The organism is Kineosporiaceae bacterium (genome assembly GCA_016713225.1).
In the GTDB taxonomy this organism is placed as follows: domain Bacteria; phylum Actinomycetota; class Actinomycetes; order Actinomycetales; family Kineosporiaceae; genus JADJPO01.
This window is the reverse complement of record JADJPO010000002.1, coordinates 1,084,515-1,104,870: the sequence shown is the minus strand read 5'-3', so window position 1 is coordinate 1,104,870 and position 20,356 is coordinate 1,084,515. Positions and strand designations below refer to the sequence as shown.

Below are 20,356 nucleotides of genomic sequence, written 5' to 3'. Positions count from 1 at the left end.
TAGTTCTTCCAGCCGACCCACTTGATCGTGCTCAAGCCACCGATGCCGTCCCAGTTCGAGAAGGACAGCACCACCGACGCGAGCGCCGGCAGCACGACGAACATCATGGTGAGGACCAGGGGCACCGACACCATCAGCAGCACCACGAGGCGGTCACTGCCACTGAGCCGCCGGACGCGACCCCCACGGGGGACGCCCTGCTGGGCGCCCCCCGAGGGTGCTGTCGCGACCGCGGCGGGGTTGACGATCGGGACGTCGCCGCCGGCCGTCATCGAGTACCTGCCTTCCCCCGCCTGCCGGCGGCGCTCCGGTGGATCAGGCCGTGAAGATGGTCTTGGCCTGGTTCTCCAAGCTGTTGCAGAGGCCGTCGATGTCCTTGGGGTTCTTCAAGAAGGTCTGAATACCCGGGATCATCACGGTCGAGGCGAAGTCCGGCCGCGTGTCGCGGTCGAGGAACTGCGCGATGTTCTTCGCCGAGCCGACCAGTTCGGCCGACTTCTTCTGCAGTGCCGTGTACCCGCTGATGTCGACCTGAGAGTTGGCGATCAGCGTCGTCGGGTCGGTCTTGGCGTAGATGCCACCGGCCTCCTTGCCGCCGAGCCACTCCAGCAGGGCCTTGGCACGGGCCTCGTCCTTGGGCTTCTTGGCCATCATGAAGCCGTCGATCGGGGCGTCCAGCGCATCGGAGCCGATGGCCGAGTCGATCTCCGGGAAGGTGAAGAAGTCGACGTCGTCCAGGTTGGCGGTCATCTGCTGGGTGACGAACAGGCCCAGCAGGTACATGCCGGCCTTCTTGGTCTGCAGCGCCTGCGCGGCCTCCTGCCAGGTGCGGCCCAGCGGGTCGGCCTGGTGCAGCGGCAGCAGCTCGGCCCAGGTCGAGAAGACCTTCTTGACCTTCGGGTCGCTCCAGGACACCTTGTGCGACATCAGGTCGATGTGGAACTGGTAGCCGTTGACGCGCATGTTGAGCACGTCGAAGGTGCCCATCGCCGGCCAGCCGTCCTTGTCGCCGAACGCGATCGGGGTCAGGCCGTCCTTCTTCATCTGGGCGCCGAGTGTCTTCAGCTCGTCCAGCGTCTTGGGAACGGTGTAGCCCTTCTCCTTCCACAGCGACGGCCGGTAGAAGACGGCCCACGGGTAGTACGAGCTGGGCACGAAGTACTGCTTGCCGTCATCACCGGTCGAGGCGGTCTTGAAGGCGTCGGTGAAGCCCTGCATCTTGCCCCAGACGTCGCTCACGTCGCCGGCCAGGCCCTTGGAGGCGAAGAACCGCATCCGGTACCCGGCGAACCAGGTGAACACGTCGTCCGGCTTGCCCTGAAGGTAGTTGTTGATGTTCTCCTGGAAGGTGTTGTGGTCCTGGGTGTTGACCTTGACCGTGGTGCCGGCCGAGGTCTTGAAGCCGTCCGCGAGGGCGGCGATGACCTTCTTCGGGATCTCATCGGAGGCGTTGGAGCCGAAGCTCACCTCGCCACCGCCGGCGGCGGAGGCGCCGCCGGACGCAGCGGCACTGGTCGCACCGGAGGTCGACGAGTCGGAACCGCCGCACGCGGAGAGCAGGACGGCGCCACCTGCGGCGGCACCCAGGCCCGCACCCGCGCGCAGCAGCGCGCGTCGGTTGAACGAGGTCGCGGCGACCGACGGCGGAACCAAGCGAGCCAGGTACTCGGCCTCGGACTGGGGACGGGACATGCATGCCTCCTTCAGCGTGCCGACACTGGCACGACCGACCGATCGAGGGGCGAACAGAAATCAACACGACCCCTCACAATGTTGCATACCTTGTCTGGGACATCTCCCGCCTGTCAAGTGGCTGGCACCCTCGTAATCGAACTGATGCGAACGCGACTGGCGGGGTGGGTCAGCGCGTGGCGCGTCGACATGCCACACGCTCCGATGTTCGAGATTGTTGACTTTCACGGTGCGTGCGGTTCTAGTGTTGACCCCTGGCGGAAGGAGGTGTCGGCGTGCTCGCACGGCAACGGCAGGAGCGCATCCTCGAACAGGTACAGCTCACCGGGGGCGCCCGGGTCAGCGACCTGGTGGAACTGCTCGGCGTCTCGGACATGACCATCCGGCGGGACATCGCGATCCTCGCCCGCAAAGGGCTGGTCTCGCGGGTGCACGGCGGCGCCACTGCGGTCTCCGGACGCAGCGCCGAGGAGCCCGGGTTCAACGTCAAGTCCTCGCTGCAGCTGATCGAGAAGGCCGCGATCGCCGCCGCGGCGACCCAGCTGGTCTCCCCCGGTGACTGCGTGGCGGTCTCGGCCGGCACCACCACCTACGCCGTCGCGCAGCAGCTGCGTGCCGTCCCCGATCTGACCGTGGTGACCAACTCGCTGCCGGTCGCCGAGGTGCTGCACGAGTCCGCCCGAGACGATCTGACCGTGGTGCTGACGGGCGGCGAGCGCACGCCGTCCGACGCCCTGGTCGGCACGGTGGCCGTCGCCACCCTGCGCCGGCTGCACGTGGACTGGCTGTTCCTCGGGGTGCACGGTTTCGACGAGCGGGCCGGGTTCACCACCCCCAACCTGGTCGAGTCCGAGACCAACCAGGCGCTCATCGCCTGCGCCCGGCAGGTCGTGGTCACCGCCGACAGCACCAAGTGGGGCGTGGTGGGCCTGAGCACGATGGCCCGGCTCACCGAGGTCGATGTGTTGGTCACCGACGATCAGCTCGACGAGGAGGCAGGCCGGGTGCTCGCCGGCAAGGTCGGCCGCCTGATCCTCGCCCCGACCGGGGCCACCCTCCCCCAGGAGGCACGATGACCCACACGCTGGCCACCGGCCGGGTCCGCAGGACACTCGATCATCTGGCCGACGGCCGCGAGCTGTTCTACTTCGACGATTCCGAGCCCTATCTCTCGGGTCGGGCGAGCCGCGCGACGGTCGACACCCGTCCGCTGACGCCACCGGGGCACAGCCCGGAGGCGGGCATCGGCTCGCAGTTGCGCTTCGACCCACTCACCGGTGAGTGGGTGGTCATCGCCTCGCATCGCAACGACCGCACGTTCCTGCCACCCAAGGACGAGTGCCCGCTGTGCCCGACCGGCGGCGGCACGGTTCCCTCGGAGATCCCGGCGAGCGACTACGACGTGGTGGTCTTCGAGAACCGATTCCCTTCTCTCAGCATGGATGCCACGCTGGCGCCGGGTTCCGGCGGGCTGCTGGACGGCGAGCCGTTGTGGCCGCTGCGGCCGGGCACCGGCCGCTGCGAGGTGGTGTGCTTCACCTCCGACCACGGCGCGGCCTTCTCGTCGCTGTCCGCGCCGCGGGTGCGCACCGTGGTGGAGGCCTGGTGTGACCGCACCACCGAGTTGTCGGCGCTGCCCGGGGTGGAGCAGGTGTTCTGCTTCGAGAACCGCGGGCAGGAGATCGGCGTGACGCTGCACCACCCGCACGGCCAGATCTACGCCTACCCGTACGTGCCACCCCGCTCGGCGACCATGCTGCGTCTGGCCGAGCAGCATCGACGCGCCACCGGCGGCAACCTGCTGCGCGACGTGCTGGACGCCGAGCGACGGGCGGGCAGCCGCGTGGTGCTCAGCGGCGAGCACTGGACGGCCTACGTCCCGGCTGCGGCTCGCTGGCCGGTCGAGGTGCACCTGGCGCCCCACCGCGACGTCCCGGACCTGCCGGCGCTGGACGACGGTGAGCGGGCCGAACTCGCCGAGGTGTACCTGGAGCTGTTGCGTCGCTGTGACCGGTACTTCGACGGGGTGCCCGCGCTGCCCTACATCGCGGGGTGGCACCAGGCGCCGGTCGGGGCCGACCGCGACCTGGGACGCCTTCACCTGCAACTGTTCTCGGTGCTTCGTGCGCCGGGCAAGCTGAAGTACCTGGCCGGGTCGGAGTCGGCCATGGGCGCGTGGGTGAACGACGCGGTGCCGGAGCGGATCGCCGATCGGCTGCGCGAGGTCGCCTCGTGAGCGGTGCCCACTGGTACCCGTCGCCGGACGCCGGGGCGGGCGTCGAGCAGGTGACCGCGGACTTTCGCCAGTCGTTCGGCGGCGAGCCGGACGGTGTCTGGGCAGCCCCCGGGCGGGTGAACCTGATCGGCGAACACGTGGACTACAACGACGGGTTGTGCCTGCCGATGGCCTTGCCGCACCGGACGTTCGTCGCGCTGCGACACCGTGCGGACAACGTGCTGCAGGTGACCTCGACGGCCGGTGAGCCCTGGCGCGGGACCCTGGCCGAGGTGGCGCCCGGACGGGTGGCGGGCTGGGCCGGGTATGTCGTCGGCGTGCCCTGGGCGCTCGCGCTCGATCAGGGTTGCGCTCTGACCGGTTTCGAGGCCGCTGTGGTCAGCGAGGTGCCGGTCGGTGCCGGGCTGTCGTCGTCCGCGGCCCTGGAGTGTGCCGTGGCGATCGCCCTGGACGAGCTGGCGGGGTGCGGCCTGGGAGCGGACGACGCCGGCCGCGCCCGGTTGGCGCGCTCGTGTGTGCGTGCCGAGAACGAGATTGCCGGAGCACCCACCGGGGGCATGGACCAGGCCGCCTCGTTGCGGGCCCGGGCGGGGCATGCGCTGGCGCTGGACTGTCGCGACTTCTCGCTGCAGCAGGTGCCGTTCGATGCGGCCAGGGCCGGGTTGGCGGTGCTGGTGATGGACACCCGGGTGCACCATGCGTTGGTCGACGGCCGGTACGGGTCGCGGCGCGAGGTGTGCCGTGAGGCCGCGGCCGACCTGGGGGTCACGTCGCTGCGCGACGTCGAGATCGAGTCCCTGGACGACGCCCTGGCGCGGCTGGGCACCGAGGAGCACCGGCGCCGGGTGCGCCACGTGGTGACCGAGATCGACCGGGTGCGCGCAGCGGTGGACGTGTTGCGAGCCGGCCGGTTGGACGCCCTCGGCCCACTGTTCGATGCCTCGCACGCCTCGCTGCGCGACGACTACGAGGTCTCGTGCGCCGAACTCGACCTGGCCTGTGAGGCGGCGCTGGCTGCCGGCGCGCTGGGTGCCCGGATGACCGGCGGCGGCTTCGGCGGCTCGGCGATCGCGCTGGTCCGTGCGGACGCCGCGCCCCGGGTGGCGGGCGCCGTGGCAGAGTCCTTCGCCCGCAGGGAGTTCGGTCCCCCCGCCTTCCTCCTGGCCACCCCTGCAGGGTCGGCAGGTCGTGTTGCCTAGAATGTGTGTGGCGAACGTGGTGCCATAGGCCCAGTTCCGCCGCACGCAATCGTTGCCGAGGTCGGTCAGGCGGCTCGGGTGCTGGCCAGGTGATGCGCTCTGACCACCTGGTCCATGAAGGCATCCGGGGTCAGCCGCAGGCCGAGGACGGGGATGCGGAGCACCATGCGTCGGTCCAGGGTCACCTCGTTCTGGCGCAATGCGTCATCGACCGGGTTCAACGCCTGCGCGTGATGCCCACCGTCGATCTCCACCACCAGGCCCACGTCGGTGAACTCGACGTCGAGGTAGACCCGGCCACCCGGCCCACGACGCACCACCTGACGATCCGGCTCCGGCAGACCACGCTCACGGCAGCGCCGGGCGAAGTCGAGCTCACCCAACGACTGCGCGCCATCGCAGACATCACGCACCACCTGGTCGAGCAGAGCACGGCGCGAACTGTAGATCGTCGCCTCCCACGCCGCGAGCAGCCGGCCGGGCTCGACCAACCGTTGCTGCACCGGCAGACACACCAGCAGCGCTGCGGCGCGGTCGGTCCGAGCCCACTGCGCAGCATGCAGCGTGGCCCACTCGCGTCGCACCCGGGGTAGCCCACCAGTGGCCACCGGAGGCATCCGCCGACGTCGACGCACCCGCACGCCCGCCGGCCGCCCCGGATGCGTGCCGGCAGGCACCGACACATCGATCACGTCGGGGTCGAATCCCCCTCAGCCCAACGGCCAACAGCGCAGCCACACCGTCCAGCACCCCTGATCCGCTCTCCCAGACCCCTGCCAACAGGCCCTCGCCCTGCACCGGTCCACTACCCGCGATCACGGTGTGCCGTCCCGCCTTGGCCCATCGACCAGCAGCCACCTCGGCACGAACCCCCTGCTCGTCGATGCCCACGCGCCGAAGATCACGACGATGCACGACACCGCCATGCCGGGCAGCCAGCGGAGCGGCGAGTTCAGCCCGACGACGTCGCGGCGGCATCGACTCCACACCGCCATCCTGCCCAGCCACGCCCCCGAACGCAGCCGCCCACCCTCACCCTGTGGACAACGCGAGCCTCCCGACGATTGTGTGTGGCGAAAGTGGTGCCATAGGCCCAGTTCCGCCGCACACAATCGAGGACGGGTCAGTGGCCGCCGTCCCCCACCTGCTGGCGCAGCGCCTTGAGCTCCTCGTCACGCTCGTGCAACTGCCTCGACCGACGCCGGCGGCTGGCCAGCAGCGCCCAGAGCATCACGACGAACACGACCGCCACCGCCGCGCCGATCGCGGTCGCGTTCCGGAAGCCTGGTGCCTCGACGTCGAAGGTGCGTTCGGCGGCATGGGCGGAGTTGCCGTTGCCGAGCACGATCCCGAGCGTGATCAGGTTCGGTGCGGCGAACAACACCGCCAGCAACAGCCAGACCAGCCGGACGGCGATGCGACCGTGCCGAGCGAAGACCCGGCGCACCAGCAGCAGAGGAATGGCGGTGAACACGAAGCCACAGGTGAGACCGGCGAAGGTGCCCGAGCCCCACTTGCCGTCGGCCACGTCCCCCACCCGGTGCGCCCACCAGCTGGGCATCCAGGTGACCGCGAGCAGCCCCGCCAGCGCCAGCAACACGATCGTCACCAGCACCAGCACGATCCGCGTACTCCAGTCGCGCTCGCGCTCGACCACCACCGTGGGCTGGGCAGCGGTCGGTTGAGTACCGGCGGGCCGGGTCTGGTCGGGGTCACGGGAGGGCTGCTCGGTCACTGCCCGATCATGACACGAGACACGGCGCGCCGCCCCGGCAGAAGCCACCTAGAGTCGAGGTCGTGAGCCTGGGCGATGCGGTGACGGTGGACATGGCAGCGACCCCCGATCAGGTGTGGGCAGTCGTCTCCGATGTGACCCGAATCGGTGAGTTGAGCCCGGAGACGTTCGAGGCCGAGTGGCTCGACGGTGCCACCGGACCTGCGCTGGGCGCGAGGTTCCGCGGCCATGTCAAGCGCAACGAGCGCGGGCCGACCTACTGGACCACCTGCCGCGTGACCAGCTGCGAGCCGGGCCGCAGCTTCGGGTTCGACGTCCTGGGCCCGGGCGACGTGGTGGCGAACTCGTGGCGATACGACATCGAGCCCAGCGCGGTCGGCTCCGCGGTCACCGAGTCGTTCCGGCTGCCCGACACGATCTGGACCCGGCTCTACTGGACGCTGGCCGGGCGGTGGCGCGGGCGAACCAACCGGCGTGGCATGACCCAGACCCTCACCCGCGTGAAGGCCCTCGTCGAGGCCTGATCAGCGCGGTGTCGTCTCGGCCTAGAGTGCACTCCATGCGGGTGGAGATCGAGGTGGTGGCCGCGCCCCTGCTCAGCCACGCCGCCGCCCACAACGGGTTGCCCGTCGTGCATCGGATCACCGTCACCATCCCGCGGGAGGCAGCCGCCCCGGACGACGAGCCCACCGAGATCGGGCCGCTCACCATCGCGGCGCAGATCCGCGATCACACCGGCGCGGTGATCACACGCCCCTGGCACACCGTGATCGAGGACGTCGAGCTCTCTCGCCCGGTGACCGTCGAGGCTCCCGCCCTGCGGTTGGTTCCGGCCGCCCTGGCCGATCTGGACGAGGAGGCCGGCGGCGAGATCGTGGTCAGCGTGCAGGCAGCGCCTCCCGACCAGACCGACCCAGCGGTGGCCTACACCCCGATCCGTCTGCTGGCCGCCCGGCAGTGGCTGGTCGATCCGGACTCCCCGCTGTTGTCCCTGCAGTTGCTGGCCGCATTCGTGCAGCCGAACCATCCCGACATCGCGACCCTGTTGCCCCGGGTCGCGCACCACCTCGCCGAGCGCACCTCATCGCCCTCGCTCGCCGTCACCGACGTGCGCCCCGAACGGATCGACGCCATCGTCGAAGCCGCGGCCCTGGCCCTGCACGAGGCACAGATCTCCTACGCCCAGCCGCCGGCGAGCTGGGGGTACGGCCAGAAGGTGCGATCACTCGGCGACGTGCTCGGCCAGCAGCTCGGCACCTGTCTCGACACCACGCTGGCGCTGGCGGGCATCCTGGAGCACCTCGGCATCGCCCCGGTGGTGTGGATCGCCCGCGGTCATGCCTTCCTCGGCTGGTGGCGTCAGCCGTCGCTGGGGCTGCCCGATGCGGTGAGCCTGCAGGTCACCAGCGCGGTCAACGCCGTCGACCTGGGTCTGATCGGGGTACTCGAGACCACGTTGCTGACCCGCGAGCGCCGCCCGCCGCGCGAGGTGTTCCGCCGCGCCCGGCAGTTCGCGCTGGACACCTTCTTCCGTGGCGGCACCGGTGAACTCGTCGGTGTGGTCGACGTGTCCCTGGCCCGCACCGCGGGCGCCCTGCCGCTGCCGGCCCACCGCGACCGGCCGGACGGCGTCCGCGAGGTCCACGAGTACCACGCCGCCACCGCGGACCTGCGCCCGCACGGCCTCGACCGGCCGGCGACGTCGCCGCCGACGCGCACGCCGCTACCGACGACCGAGAAGGCGGAGAAGCGGCCGGCTGCACCGCCTCGCATCCACGCCTGGAAGAACGCGCTGCTCGACCTCAGCCTGCGCAATCCGCTGCTCACCATGGGCCGGGGCATGACCAACCTGCCGCTGCTCATCCCCCACGAGCACCTGGGCGCGTTCGCCGAGCTGCTGCAGGACGGCTACAAGGTCTCGCTGCGCGCCGTCGACGACCTGGAATGGGCGGTGGCAGCCCGTGAGGTGGTGCGCGCCACCACCCTGCCCGGCGACGTCCAGCGCTCGATGCTGGTGCGGCGGCACACCGTGTTCTCGGAGTTGGACAGTGGTCCCCACGGCCGCACCGTCGACCGGTTGCGCTACCGCGCCCGCACCGCAGCGCAGGAGACCGGCGCCAACCTGCTCGCCGTGACCTTCGGGCGACTCGACTGGATGCTGGGCGAGCGCGCCCTGTCGGCACCCCTGCTGATCGCTCCCGCCCGCCTCGACGGGGTGATCCGGCCGCACCGCATCACCCTCGACCCGGCAGGCCAGATCTCGCTGAACCTCAGCCTCATGGAGAAGCTGCGCCAGGAGTTCGGCTTCACCGTCCCGGCGCTGAACGAGCTGCCGCAACGCGCCGGTGACGATGCGTCGGGCGTGGACGTCGACGCCGCGATCCGGCTGATCCGCGAGGCGATCGCTGACTCCGGGCTGCCGTTCCGGGTGGACGGCGAGGCACGCCTGGCCATCGTCTCGTTCACCGGCTATCTGCTGTGGCGCGATCTGGACGAGTACTGGGAGCAGTTCCTGCAACGCCCGCTGGTGCGCCACCTGACCCTCACCCCGACCGAGCCGTATCCGACGCCGGACCACCTGGTCCCGGCCGGCCTGACCCTGGACGACGTCGTGGCCGCCGCGCCGGTGCCGACCGACAGTTCCCAGGCCGAGGCGGTGGCCGCGGCGCGCAGCGGGACCAGCTTCGTGCTCGAGGGTCCGCCCGGCACCGGCAAGTCCCAGACCATCACCACGATCATCGCCGACCAGATGGCCCAGGGCCGGACCGTACTGTTCGTCGCCGAGAAGGGCGCCGCCCTCGACGTGGTGCGCACCCGGTTGGAACAGACCGGGTTGGCGCCGTTCACCCTGGACCTGCACGACGAGGGCTCGCGCCCCAACCAGGTTCGCCTGCAACTGCGGCAGGCCCTGGCGCAGCGACCCGAACCGGACCTCGACGCCCACCAGATCGCCACCACGGACACCGCCTCGTGTGCCGCGGTGTTGCGTGACTACGCCGAACGGGTCCACCAGCCCAACCCCGCCGGATTGTCCCTCTACGGCGCCCATGGCATGCGGTTGGCCCGCGGCACCGGACCGGCGTTGACGGTGCCCGTGCACGTCGCCGATGCCCGCGAGGCCGTGTCCGCGGCATTGCCGCAACTCACGGCGCTCGGTGAGACCACCTGGACGAGCTGGGGTTTCGCCCGTTCGCTGCCCACCATGCCCGACGATCAGTGGTGGGCGGCCGTCGCCGCCGCCGACACCGGCGTGGCAGCCGTCGAGGCCGCCGTCAGCCGGCTCGGCCCCCGCACGGCGGCGGCGCTGGCCGCCGCGACCACCGACGAGGACCTGGCCACGACGGCATGGCTGCTCAGCGGCGAGGCCACCGATCCGACGGTGGCGCACGAGGTGACCTCGGTCCGCTGGCAGAACGCCCGCTCGGAGCTGTCCGAGCGCTCCACCGCGCTGCACGGCGCCGCCGCCGGCCTGCTGAACCACTTCACGCCCGAGGTGGTGACCGTGCCCCTGGACGGCGTCCGCCAGGGTCTGCGCGAAGCCGCCGGTTCCTTCTTCATCGGTCGCACGAAGCGTGTGCTGGCGGCAGCCGCTCCCCTGCTGGTGCATCTGCGCCCCGGCGCACCGCTACGGGCCAAGGAACTACCCGCCCTGGCGGAACAGGTCGCCGACCTGGCCGCCCAGGCCGCCGCACTCGTGGCCGGCTGGCGCGCCCTGCCGGGTTGCGCCGTCCTGCCACCGAGCCTGAACCCCTTGTCAGCCAGCGGATCCGAGCGGATCGCGCAACTCCTCGCGGCCCTCGATGCAGACTCCGCCCGGTTGGCCGGGCTGCCGCCGGCGCTCGCACTGGCCGTCCGCCAAGCGCGCGCGGCCGAGCCACCGCTGACCGCCGTCACCCACCAGCTGCTCGCCGCCGCAGCGCAGAACCTGCGGCAGGTGCGTTCCCTCACCGGCGGCACCGTGAGCGATCAGACCCGCTACTGCGCCGATATCGGACTGCTGGCGCGGTGGACGGCCGGCGCCGGGGAACGCGCCGCCGACCGGCCCGCCGGGTACGCCCTGCGGCGCTGGGTCGCCGCGGTCGCGGCACTGGCCGCGCTGGACGGCACGGCCGACGCGGCCCGCTGGCAGCTGCTGAGCGGCGTGATCAGCGCCCGCGACGCGGTCGCCGCCCTCGATCGAGGCCTCGCCGCCGCCTCGGTCGACGAGCGGCTGCAGGCCACCGGCCTGTCGGGGTTCGACCCGGTCGGTCACCACATCATGCTCGACCGCTACCTCGAGGCCGGGAAGCAGCTGCGCGACGGCCTGCGCACCGTGCTGCCGGCGACGGTCGTCGGCCATCGGCCCTTCCTGCCCGGGGCGATGCTCGGCACCGTCGCCGCCCTCGAACGCGAGGTGAACCGATCGCGCGGTGGGCTCAGCGTGCGCCGGCTGCTCGAGAAGTTCGGCCCGGTGATCGCCGAGGTGACACCGTGCGTGCTGGTCAGCCCCGACTCGCTGGCCCGGTTCGTCCCGCCGGGCGCCGTGGACTTCGATCTGGTGGTCTTCGACGAGGCCTCACAGATCACCGTGGCCGACGCCGTGGGTGCCCTGGGCCGATCCGCCGCCGCGGTGATCGCCGGCGATTCCCAGCAGATGCCGCCCAGTTCCTTCGCCCGGGCCGACCACCCCGGCGACCCCGATCAGGTGGACGACGAGGTGAGCGATTACGTCATCGTCCCCGACGAGGAGAGCGTGCTCTCCGAGGCAGTCGCGGCAGGTCTGCCCCGGCTCTGGCTCAGCTGGCACTACCGCAGCCAGGACGAGTCGCTGATCGCCTTCAGCAACGGGCGGTACTACGAGGGCAAGCTGCAGTCCTTCCCGACCGTGCCGGGCCGCGCGCTCGACAGCGGGCTGAGCCTGACCCGGGTCGAGGGCACGTTCCACCGCTCGGCGCGACGCTCGGCCGACGGCGCCGACGAGGGGCTGCTGCGCACCAACCCGATCGAGGCCCGGGCCGTTGCCGACGAGGTGTTGCGCCGCTGGAGCGCCGGTGAACGCTCGCTGGGCGTGGTGACGTTCAACATCCAGCAACGCGCCCTGATCGAGCAGCTGCTGGTCGACGCCGGCCGGCCGGGGCTGGCCGAATCGCTGGACGACCGCCACGACGGCGTCTTCGTGAAGAACCTCGAGAACGTGCAGGGCGACGAGCGCGACGTGGTGCTGTTCTCGACCGCCTTCTCCCCCACCGCGAACGGCACCCTGCCGCTGAACTTCGGCCCGCTCAACCGGGTCGGCGGGCAGCGCCGGCTCAACGTGGCCATCACCCGTGCCCGGCGCCGGGTGATGGTGTTCTCCTCCTTCGATCCCGAGCACCTCCGGGTGGAGGCGACGTCCTCGATCGGCATCCGCGACCTGCGCGACTTCCTGGAGCAGGCCCGGGCGGGCGGCGACCGCACCCTCACGCCGGCCCGACCGGCTCCGGTGGATCGGCACCGCGACCAGATCGCCACCCGGCTGCGGGAGCGTGGCGTGCAGGTGCAGACCGGGCTGGGGTTGTCGGAGTTCCGGGTGGACCTGGCCGTCAGTGCCCCGGGAGCCCCGGACGGCGCGCCCGCGGTTCTCGCCGTCCTGCTCGATTCACCTGTCTGGGGCCGACGCCGCACCACCGCCGACCGCGACGCCCTGCCCGTCACCGTGCTGCGCGACATCATGGCCTGGCCGGACGTCGCCCGGATCTGGTTACCCGCCTGGTTACGCGATCCCGAACCGATCCTCGACCAGGTGATCGAGCAGGCGCGGCAGGCCGCCGGCCGGCCGATGCGCCGGCCGGAGCGGGTGATCACTCGGGTCAGCACCCTCACCGAGGCGAACCCCGCGCACCGCCTCGAACCCGAGGATCCGGCGCCGACCACGCCGATGACGACGACGGCTCCGACCGCTTCCCTCGGCGCCGGCTCACGCTGGGCCGAGCCGTTCGTGCCCTACGAACCCCCCATCGCCGGGCCGCCGTCGGTGCTGGCCCGGTTGGGCCCCGGGCGACGCGTCGAACCGGTCCTGGTCGCGATCCGCGAGGCGGTGTCCGCCGAGGGACCGATCTCACCGGCCCGGCTGGCGCGATCGGTGGTGCGCCGTTTCGGGGTGACCCGACTGCAACCGCAGCGACAGCAGGAGATCTCGGCCGCCGTCCCGCCGGACCTGGTCCGCGACGCAGAGGGGTTCATCTGGCCCCGCGAGCGCGATCCGCGCACCTGGCGGGGGTACCGCACATTCGACGGTCCGGCCCGGGACCGGCCGCTGGAGGACGTCGCGCTGCGTGAGCTCGCGAATGCATTGACCGACCTGGCGCAGGGGGCCATGGGCATCACCCCGGAGGACCTGTTCCGGGCCACTCACCGCATCTTCGGCGGGACTCGGCTGACCGAGGGGGCTCGGGCCCGCTGTCAGGATGCCTTTCGGCTGGCCGTCGCCGAGGATCGCCTGGACGTGGTTGCCGGGCTGGTCAAGGCCCGATGATGGATCGATGAGAGCGAGCCGAGCATGAGCCTGCTGGTGATCATGGGGTCGGGTGAGACCGCCCCGACCATGGTCAAGGCGCACCGTGCCGTCCTGGCGCGATCGGACGTGCCCGAGGCCGGACCGGCGGTGATGCTCGACACCACGTTCGGCTTCCAGATGAACGCCGAGGACCTGGTCACCAAGACCCGCACCTACTTCGCCGACTCGGTCGGCGTCGACGTCCAGCTGGCCACCTGGCGCACCCGCGAGATCGACCCGGTCGATCAGGAGCGGACGCTCGCGCTGCTGGCTCGCTCACGTTGGGCGTTCGCCGGCCCCGGTAGCCCGACCTATGCCCTGGCGCAATGGCGCGACACCGCCATCCCCCCGGCGCTGCTGGACGTCGCGGCGCGCGGCGGGACGCTGGTCTTCGGCTCCGCCGCAGCCTGCACCGTGGGCACCCACACCGTGCCGGTCTACGAGATCTACAAGGCCGGGGCCACCCCGTTCTGGCACGACGGGCTCGACGTGCTCGGCGCGCTGACCGGCATCCGCGCGGTCGTCATCCCTCACTTCGACAATGCCGAGGGCGGTGTCTACGACACTCGGTTCTGCTACCTGGGCGAGCCGAGACTCGCTGCGCTGGAAGCGATGTTGCCGGACGAGGTGGGCGTGCTCGGGATCGACGAACACACCGCGGTCGTGATCGACACCGAGGCCGGCACGGTCACCGTCGGCGGCAACGGCCGGGTGACCATCCGCCGCCGCGGCGCCGTCCGCACGCTGGTGGCCGGCGACCAGCTCTCGATCGCGTCCCTGGACGCCGCGCTGCGCGGAGTCGCCGACCCCACCACCGTGCCTCCCCCCGCGAGCCACGACTCCGACGAACCGGACCTTGACGACTCCGACGACTCCGACGACTCGGACGACTCGGACGACTCGGCCGATGCCGCCCAGGACGACGTACCCGAAGCGCCCGAACCCACCTCGCTCGCCGAACACACCGAACGGTCCCGCGAGGCGTTCGAGGCGGCGCTGGCCGCCCGGGACGTCGACGGGTGCGTGAGCGCGATCCTCGACCTGGACGCCGCCATCGTGGCCTGGAGCACCGACTCACTCCAGAGCGACGAGACCTCTCGTGCCCGACGCACCCTGCGCTCGATGGTCTTCCGGCTCGGCGACCTGGCCCGGGCCGGGGCCGGCGACCCCGCGGACGTCGTCCGGCCGTTCGTCGATCTGGCCCTCGACCTGCGCACGCAGGCCCGAACACACCGTGACTTCGCCACCGGCGACCTGATCCGCGACCGGTTGCTCGCCGCCGGGCTCGAGATCCGGGACACCCCCGCAGGGGTGACCTGGTCCCTGACGGAAACTCCTGATCGATCACCCACGCCATCACGAACGGGTTAGGCTCGATGACCGTGCTGGCTGCCTGGCCCCAACGCATGGTGAACCCGGTCCGAACCTACGACTGGGGATCCACCACTGCCCTCGCGCGTCTGCAGGGGCGCCACCCCTCCGGCGAGCCGGAGGCGGAACTGTGGATGGGCGCCCACAGCACGGCCCCGTCGTCGCTGGCCCAGGTCGACGGCACCGTCGTGCCGCTGGACAAGGCCATCAGCCAGCACCCCGGCACGATGCTCGGCGGTCACGTCCACGACCGCTTCGGGCCCCGGCTGCCCTACCTGCTCAAGGTGCTGGCCATCGCCCGGCCGTTGTCGTTGCAGGTGCACCCGTCGGCCGACCGAGCCAAGGCCGGCTATGACGGCGAGGTCGACGTCCTCGGTGACCACGATTACGTCGACCCCTTCCCCAAGCCCGAGATGCTCTACGCGCTCGAGCCGGTCGACGCGTTGTGCGGTTTCCGCCCGGCGGACGTGGCCGGCCGGCTGCTGAACCTGTTGGGCACCGACCGCGCCGGCCTGCTCGCCGGGCTGCTGATCGGTCACGGCAGCGAACAGCATCTGCTCGAGAACGTGATGCGCCACCTGGTGACCTGGCCGGACGACGATCGCCAGGGCTTCGTCGAGGAGGTCGGCCGCGAGTCGCGTCGCCTGCTCGCGCAGGCCGGTCCGCACGCCGAGTCCGTGCTGTCACCCGATGACCGCCGTGCCCTGACCTGGGCCAGCCGGCTGGTGCAGCAGCACCCCCACGACCCGATGGTCGCGGCGCCGTTGCTGCTCGACCTGATCCGGCTGGAGCCGGGCGAGGTGATGTTCATCCCCTCCGGCGCCCCGCACGCCTACCTGTACGGGCTCGGTGTCGAGATCATGGGCAACTCCGACAACGTGCTACGGGCCGGATTGACCCACAAGCACGTCGCCGTCGACGAGATGCTCCACATCGTGGACGGCGACAGCCGGCCGGTGCGGGACGTTCCGTTCACCTGGCTCAGCCCGTACGAGGTGGCCTGGGTGCCGGACGCCGCGGAGTTCCAGCTCAGCCGCATCTGGGTGACCGATGTCGCGCCGGTCGCGCTCTACCCGGGCATCGCCGGGCCACAGATCCTGTTGTGTACCTCCGGGCCGGTCACCGTCACCTGTCCCGGCACCGCGCTGACCTTGCAGCCGGGCCAATCGGCCTTCGTCGGCGCCAGCGGCGGCGGCACCATCTCGATCAGCGGGCCCGGTGAGGTGTTCCGCGCCAGCGCGGGCGGTCAGCGGCTACCCGGGCTCTGAAGCGCCGTCAGCGCCGCGCCGTCCAGCCGATAGCGGGTCCACTCGTCCTGCGCCCGCGCGCCGATGGACTCGTAGAAGGCGATGCTCGGCGCGTTCCAGTCCAGCACCCACCATTCGAGCCGGTGGTAGCCGCGCTCGGTACAGATGCCGGCCAGCGTCGCGAGGAGGTCACGGCCCAAGCCCAGGCCACGGAACTCGGGGCGCACGAACAGGTCCTCGAGCCAGATGCCGTTGGTGCCGGTCCAGGTCGAGAACGACAGGAACCACACCGCCAGGCCCACCACCTGCTCCTCGCCGTCCTCGCTCACGCACGCGACGTGACAGAACGCCGTGGGCGCCGCGTCGTCCGGGAACAGCGCGGCACGAAAGTGCGCCTCGGTGGCGTGGACGGCGTCCGGCTCGCGCTCGTAGGCCGCCAGGTCACGGACCAAGTGCACGATGTCGGGCAGGTCACCGGGACGCGCAGGGCGAAGGGACGTCGTCACGCGCCGATCGTAGGCACCCGCGACGGCTCGGCCTCACCGGGGTGGGTCGACCGACACCAGGGCGGCGTGACCGCGCGAGTCGACCCTGATGGTCGCCACGGCCGAGCTGTTCTGCAGCGCGAGTTGCAGACTGAGCGCCTGGTCCTGCGGCAGGAACAGGTGCTCGATCCCGCAGCGCGGTCGGACGTCCCGCTCGCAGCGCAGGTACGGCCCCGAGGCCGGTCGCGAGCTGCCCCTGGTACCGGCCCGGCTGATGCCGTCCTGGGTCACCAAGGTGACGTAGACCTGCCCCGAGGACCCGTCGGTGACGACGTCGGGTGGGAACAGCTCGGGATAGCTGAGCTCGACGTAGGCGCCGCGGAACGGGTCGATCGGGTCGTACGCCGCCACCCGCAACCGGTAGTCCTGCCCGAGCACCCGGGCCGACAGCTGACCCGAGACCGCCACCACCAGGATCGCCACCTGAGCCAGGACGACGAGCGCCACCCGGCGCCGACGCGTGGCGAGCAGACCGCCTGAGCCGGTCGTGCCGGTCATGCCGGTCATGACTGGTCACCTCCCTGCGCCAGCTCGGCCACCAGTCGCCGGCGGGCCCGGTCGAAGCCGTAGCCGCTGGCCAGCAACACTGCACCCACGATCAGGAACAGCGTGGCCCCGGTGATGATCCGTGCGAACACGGCGAAGCTCTGCACCGTGGTGAACACGATCAGGGCGGCGGTGGCCAGCCCGGTCAAGGCGGGTAGATCTCGGCGGGTTCCGATCACCGCCAGAGCGCCGGCCACCACGAGGTAGACCAGGACCGCGACCACGGCCCGCAGTGCATCAGGAGTGCTGAGTTCGTCGCCGCTGCTGCTGTCGACCCAGGTCAGCAGGCCGATCCCCGCCGCAGCGGCCGCCACGATCGCGCCCACCTCCGCTCGGTCGAGACGGTCGCCGACGAGCCCGGCCAGCGGGGCGGCGAGCCCGGCGAGCACCGCCACGACGATCGTCGTGGTCGTCCAGGGATGATCACGAGTCTCGAACCAGGGCAGGGCGGCGATGAACAAGCCGACCAGCACCAGTGTCGAACCGGCCAGCCGCCAGGGCGTGGCGTCGTGAGCCCGCCACCGTGCTGCGTGCCCGACCGCGGTGGCCGTCGCCACAACGGCTCCCAGCAGCAGCGCGAGCGCGAAGCCCCGCACCCCGTCGGCGGCTGCGGCGCTCTGCCAGGCGAACCACACTGCGGCGGTGAGAACGCCCAGGATCAGGGGCGCCACGCCGTCCACCGCATAGGCGTACAGCAAGGCGCCGAGTGCCCACCAGCCGATCAACGAGGCGGAGTAGGCCGGGACCTGCAGGCTCTGGGCGGCTTGGAAGATCACCGCACCGAACGCTGCCGTCCCCAGCAACCGGGCACCACCGACCAGGGGCGAGGCCTGCTCACCGGTGTGGCGTTCGGCGAGCAGCTCGGCGGCGATCACCAGGCCGAGCCACAACATCACCACCAGGGCGAACCGCACCAGGGGTGAGAGCTGATCGAGATTGGCGGCGACCAACCAGATCACTCCGACGGAGACGAAGGCCGCTCCCAGACTCACCACCACCGTGATGAGCGAGAGCCGGCGTCCGGCGACATATCGCGAGCGGATGGCGGTGGCGGCCTCATCGGTCACCAGACCGTCAGACCGCCAGCCGACGATTTCCTCCTCCAGCCAGGCGAGTTGCCTGGGTGACACCGTGACCATGACCCCAGTCTGGACCTGGATCAAGCACTGTGACCATGGTAGAAGGACCCGCGGGCCCTACCTCCCGAGCAACCTACGACAGCGTAGGTTACGCTAGCGTAGGTATTGTGGATCACCCATTCCGCGGTGGTCGCGTCGAGAGGTGATCCCGTGAGTCCAGCCACGCCGTCCACACCCCCCAGCTCAGGCGCGCGACCTGAGCGATCGGACGCCCTGCCGCAGATCATCCAGGGCGGCATGGGCGTCGCCGTCTCCGACTGGGGGCTGGCCCGGGCGGTGTCGTTGACCGGCCAACTCGGGGTCGTCTCGGGCACCGCGCTCGACGTGCTGTGCACCCGGCGGTTGCAGCACGGCGACCCGGGTGGGCACGTCCGGCGGGCACTGGCCGCCTTCCCGGTACCCGAGGTGGCGCAGTGGATCCTGGACGCCTACTTCGTCGAGGGCGGCATCGCCCCGGACGCGCTCTACCGGCAGGTTCCCCGCCACACCATCGAGTCCGGACGCCGCACGGTGCAGCTCACCACCGCCGCCAACTTCGTCGAGGTGTTCCTGGCCAAGGAGGGCCACGACGGCGTGGTCGGCGTCAACTACCTGCGCAAGATCGAGCTGCCGCTGCCGTCGGCGCTGTACGGCGCGATGCTCGCCGGGGTCGACTACGTGCTGGTCGGCGCCGGCAGCCCGGCCGAGATCCCCGAGCTGACCCGGACCCTGGCCCGGCACGCGCCGGTCGCCTTCTCGATCAAGGTGCAGGGAGCACGGTCCAGCGACGGCCTGGGCGACGTTCGGTTCGACCCGGCGCAGGTGCGCCCGGACGCCGCCACCGCCCTGGCACCGCTGGCTCTGCCTCGAGTACTGGCCATCGTCGCCTCGACGGACCTGGCCACCGCCCTGGCCGAGAACCCCGACACCCGCCCCAGCGGTTTCGTGGTCGAGGGGCCGAGCGCCGGTGGCCACAACGCCCCACCGCGCGGGCCACGCCGGCTCGACCCGATCGGGCAGCCGGTCTACGACGACCGCGACGTGGTCGACCTGCCCACCCTCGCCGCTCTCGGCCTGCCGTACTGGCTGGCCGGTTCGTACGGCAGCCCGGAACGGTTCCGCGAGGCCCTGGCCTCCGGCGCCGCGGGGATTCAGGTCGGCACCGTCTTCGCCTACTGCGACGACTCGGGCTTCGACCCCGAGCTGGTGGCCATGGTGCGCGCCCGGGTGCTGGCCGGTGACCTGCAGGTGCGCGCCGACTGGCGGGCCTCACCGACCGGTTTCCCGTTCCGCGTGGTCGAGTTGCCCGGAACCCTCACCGAGGCGGCCGTGCACGAGGCACGTCAGCCGGTGTGCGACCTGGGTGCACTGCGCTCGGCATTTCGTCGCGAGGACGGCGGCGTCGACTATCGCTGCCCCGCCGAACCCCTGCGGGCCTACACCCGCAAGGGAGGCCGCGAGGCCAACACCGAGGGCCGGATCTGCCTGTGCAATGCCTTGTTCGCCAGCGCCGGGCTGGGGCAACGACGTCCGGGCGGGTTGATCGAGCCTCCCCTGGTGACCTCCGGTGAGGATCTCTCCGGCGTGGCGGCACTGCTCACGGCCGCTCGAGGCGGCACGGTGGATTCGGGCGAATTCGGCTACACCGCGCGTGATGTGGTCGACTACCTGCTCAGTTGACCCGTGATCGAGGACAGCCATGCGCCTGGAACTGCGTCCCACCACCTCCGCCGACCTCTACGCGGTCTCCCGCCTGGAGCAATCGGCGGAGGTCTCGCGCCACCTCGGCACCACCGGGATCGCCTGGCACCGTGAGGTTCTCGCCGATCCGACGAGCCATCACCTCGTGGTGACACACGACGGGCGGGTGGCGGGTTTCGTGGTGTTGGCGCCCGGGCCGCGACGCAGCCTGGAACTGCGCCGGATCGTCGTCCGGCCGGAGCTGAAGGGTCGCGGCGTCGGGCGTGCCCTGCTGCGGGTCACACTGGCCCATGCCCGCGAGCGAGGGCAGCGACGCATCGTGCTGGATGTCGCCAGGGGCAATTCGCGTGCTCGAAAGTTCTACGTGGCCAACGGTTTCACCGATCTCGACCTGCCGTCGCCCTTCGTCGGCTTCTGCCGTGACGCGCGGCTTTCGCGTCATGTCACGCACC

Annotated in this window: 14 protein-coding genes and 2 pseudogenes; 9 read left to right on the top strand and 7 right to left on the bottom strand. The window is 71.3% G+C overall.

Annotation, left to right across the window (positions count from 1 at the left end):
• A partial coding sequence (locus IPK24_11070; protein ID MBK8076084.1) for a sugar ABC transporter permease occupies nt 1-272 on the bottom strand: 272 nt, incomplete at its 3' end.
• 43 nt (nt 273-315) lie between these two features.
• Nucleotides 316-1,692, bottom strand: coding sequence for a carbohydrate ABC transporter substrate-binding protein (locus tag IPK24_11065; GenBank protein MBK8076083.1), 1,377 nt, complete (start codon nt 1,690-1,692; stop codon nt 316-318).
• A 275-nt stretch (nt 1,693-1,967) separates the two neighbouring features.
• Here IPK24_11065 and IPK24_11060 point away from each other — a divergent pair, with 275 nt between their 5' ends.
• Genes IPK24_11060 through galK form a run of 3 tightly spaced genes read left to right on the top strand, consistent with a single transcriptional unit; the run spans nt 1,968 to nt 5,127 of the window.
• Nucleotides 1,968-2,768, top strand: a complete 801-nt coding sequence (locus tag IPK24_11060) for a DeoR/GlpR transcriptional regulator (protein MBK8076082.1) — start codon at nt 1,968-1,970, stop codon at nt 2,766-2,768.
• Entirely contained in the window at nt 2,765-3,928 is a 1,164-nt protein-coding gene (gene galT, locus IPK24_11055; protein ID MBK8076081.1) for a galactose-1-phosphate uridylyltransferase, read from the top strand. The genes IPK24_11060 and galT overlap by 4 nt, the downstream gene beginning before the upstream one ends.
• Nucleotides 3,925-5,127: a galactokinase gene (gene galK, locus IPK24_11050; GenBank protein ID MBK8076080.1), complete on the top strand. Its 1,203-nt coding sequence runs from the start codon at nt 3,925-3,927 to the stop codon at nt 5,125-5,127. The genes galT and galK overlap by 4 nt, the downstream gene beginning before the upstream one ends.
• A 65-nt stretch (nt 5,128-5,192) precedes the next feature.
• Here the strand turns inward: galK and IPK24_11045 are convergent.
• Nucleotides 5,193-6,105, bottom strand: a pseudogene (locus tag IPK24_11045) (hypothetical protein).
• 145 nt (nt 6,106-6,250) lie between these two features.
• The gene (locus tag IPK24_11040) at nt 6,251-6,862 is read right to left on the bottom strand and encodes a permease (protein ID MBK8076079.1); all 612 of its coding nucleotides are present in this window, start codon (nt 6,860-6,862) and stop codon (nt 6,251-6,253) included.
• A gap of 68 nt (nt 6,863-6,930) precedes the next feature.
• On the opposite strand from IPK24_11040, the gene IPK24_11035 reads away from it, so the two are divergent.
• Genes IPK24_11035 through manA form a run of 4 tightly spaced genes read left to right on the top strand, consistent with a single transcriptional unit; the run spans nt 6,931 to nt 16,015 of the window.
• A complete protein-coding gene (locus IPK24_11035) occupies nt 6,931-7,386 on the top strand; it encodes an SRPBCC family protein (GenBank protein ID MBK8076078.1) in 456 nt (151 codons plus the stop codon).
• A 35-nt stretch (nt 7,387-7,421) separates the two neighbouring features.
• The gene (locus tag IPK24_11030; GenBank protein ID MBK8076077.1) at nt 7,422-13,355 is read left to right on the top strand and encodes a DUF4011 domain-containing protein; all 5,934 of its coding nucleotides are present in this window, start codon (nt 7,422-7,424) and stop codon (nt 13,353-13,355) included.
• A 24-nt stretch (nt 13,356-13,379) separates the two neighbouring features.
• A complete protein-coding gene (locus IPK24_11025; protein MBK8076076.1) occupies nt 13,380-14,747 on the top strand; it encodes a hypothetical protein in 1,368 nt (455 codons plus the stop codon).
• A 35-nt stretch (nt 14,748-14,782) separates the two neighbouring features.
• Nucleotides 14,783-16,015, top strand: coding sequence for a mannose-6-phosphate isomerase, class I (gene manA / locus IPK24_11020; protein MBK8076075.1), 1,233 nt, complete (start codon nt 14,783-14,785; stop codon nt 16,013-16,015).
• Here the strand turns inward: manA and IPK24_11015 are convergent.
• Genes IPK24_11015 through IPK24_11005 form a run of 3 tightly spaced genes read right to left on the bottom strand, consistent with a single transcriptional unit; the run spans nt 15,994 to nt 18,224 of the window.
• Entirely contained in the window at nt 15,994-16,500 is a 507-nt protein-coding gene (locus tag IPK24_11015) for a GNAT family N-acetyltransferase (GenBank protein MBK8076074.1), read from the bottom strand. The two genes, manA and IPK24_11015, sit on opposite strands and share 22 nt — an antisense overlap.
• Before the next feature lie 33 nt (nt 16,501-16,533).
• The gene (locus IPK24_11010) at nt 16,534-17,046 is read right to left on the bottom strand and encodes a GDYXXLXY domain-containing protein (GenBank protein ID MBK8076073.1); all 513 of its coding nucleotides are present in this window, start codon (nt 17,044-17,046) and stop codon (nt 16,534-16,536) included.
• A complete protein-coding gene (locus tag IPK24_11005; protein MBK8076072.1) occupies nt 17,043-18,224 on the bottom strand; it encodes a DUF2157 domain-containing protein in 1,182 nt (393 codons plus the stop codon). The genes IPK24_11010 and IPK24_11005 overlap by 4 nt, the downstream gene beginning before the upstream one ends.
• 237 nt (nt 18,225-18,461) lie before the next feature.
• Between IPK24_11005 and IPK24_11000 the strand changes: the two genes are divergently transcribed.
• On the top strand, nt 18,462-19,883 hold the full coding sequence (locus IPK24_11000) for a nitronate monooxygenase (GenBank protein MBK8076071.1): 1,422 nt from the start codon (nt 18,462-18,464) through the stop codon (nt 19,881-19,883).
• A 19-nt stretch (nt 19,884-19,902) separates the two neighbouring features.
• Nucleotides 19,903-20,301 (top strand): annotated as a pseudogene (locus IPK24_10995) (GNAT family N-acetyltransferase).
• The last annotated feature ends 55 nt before the right edge of the window (nt 20,302-20,356 follow it).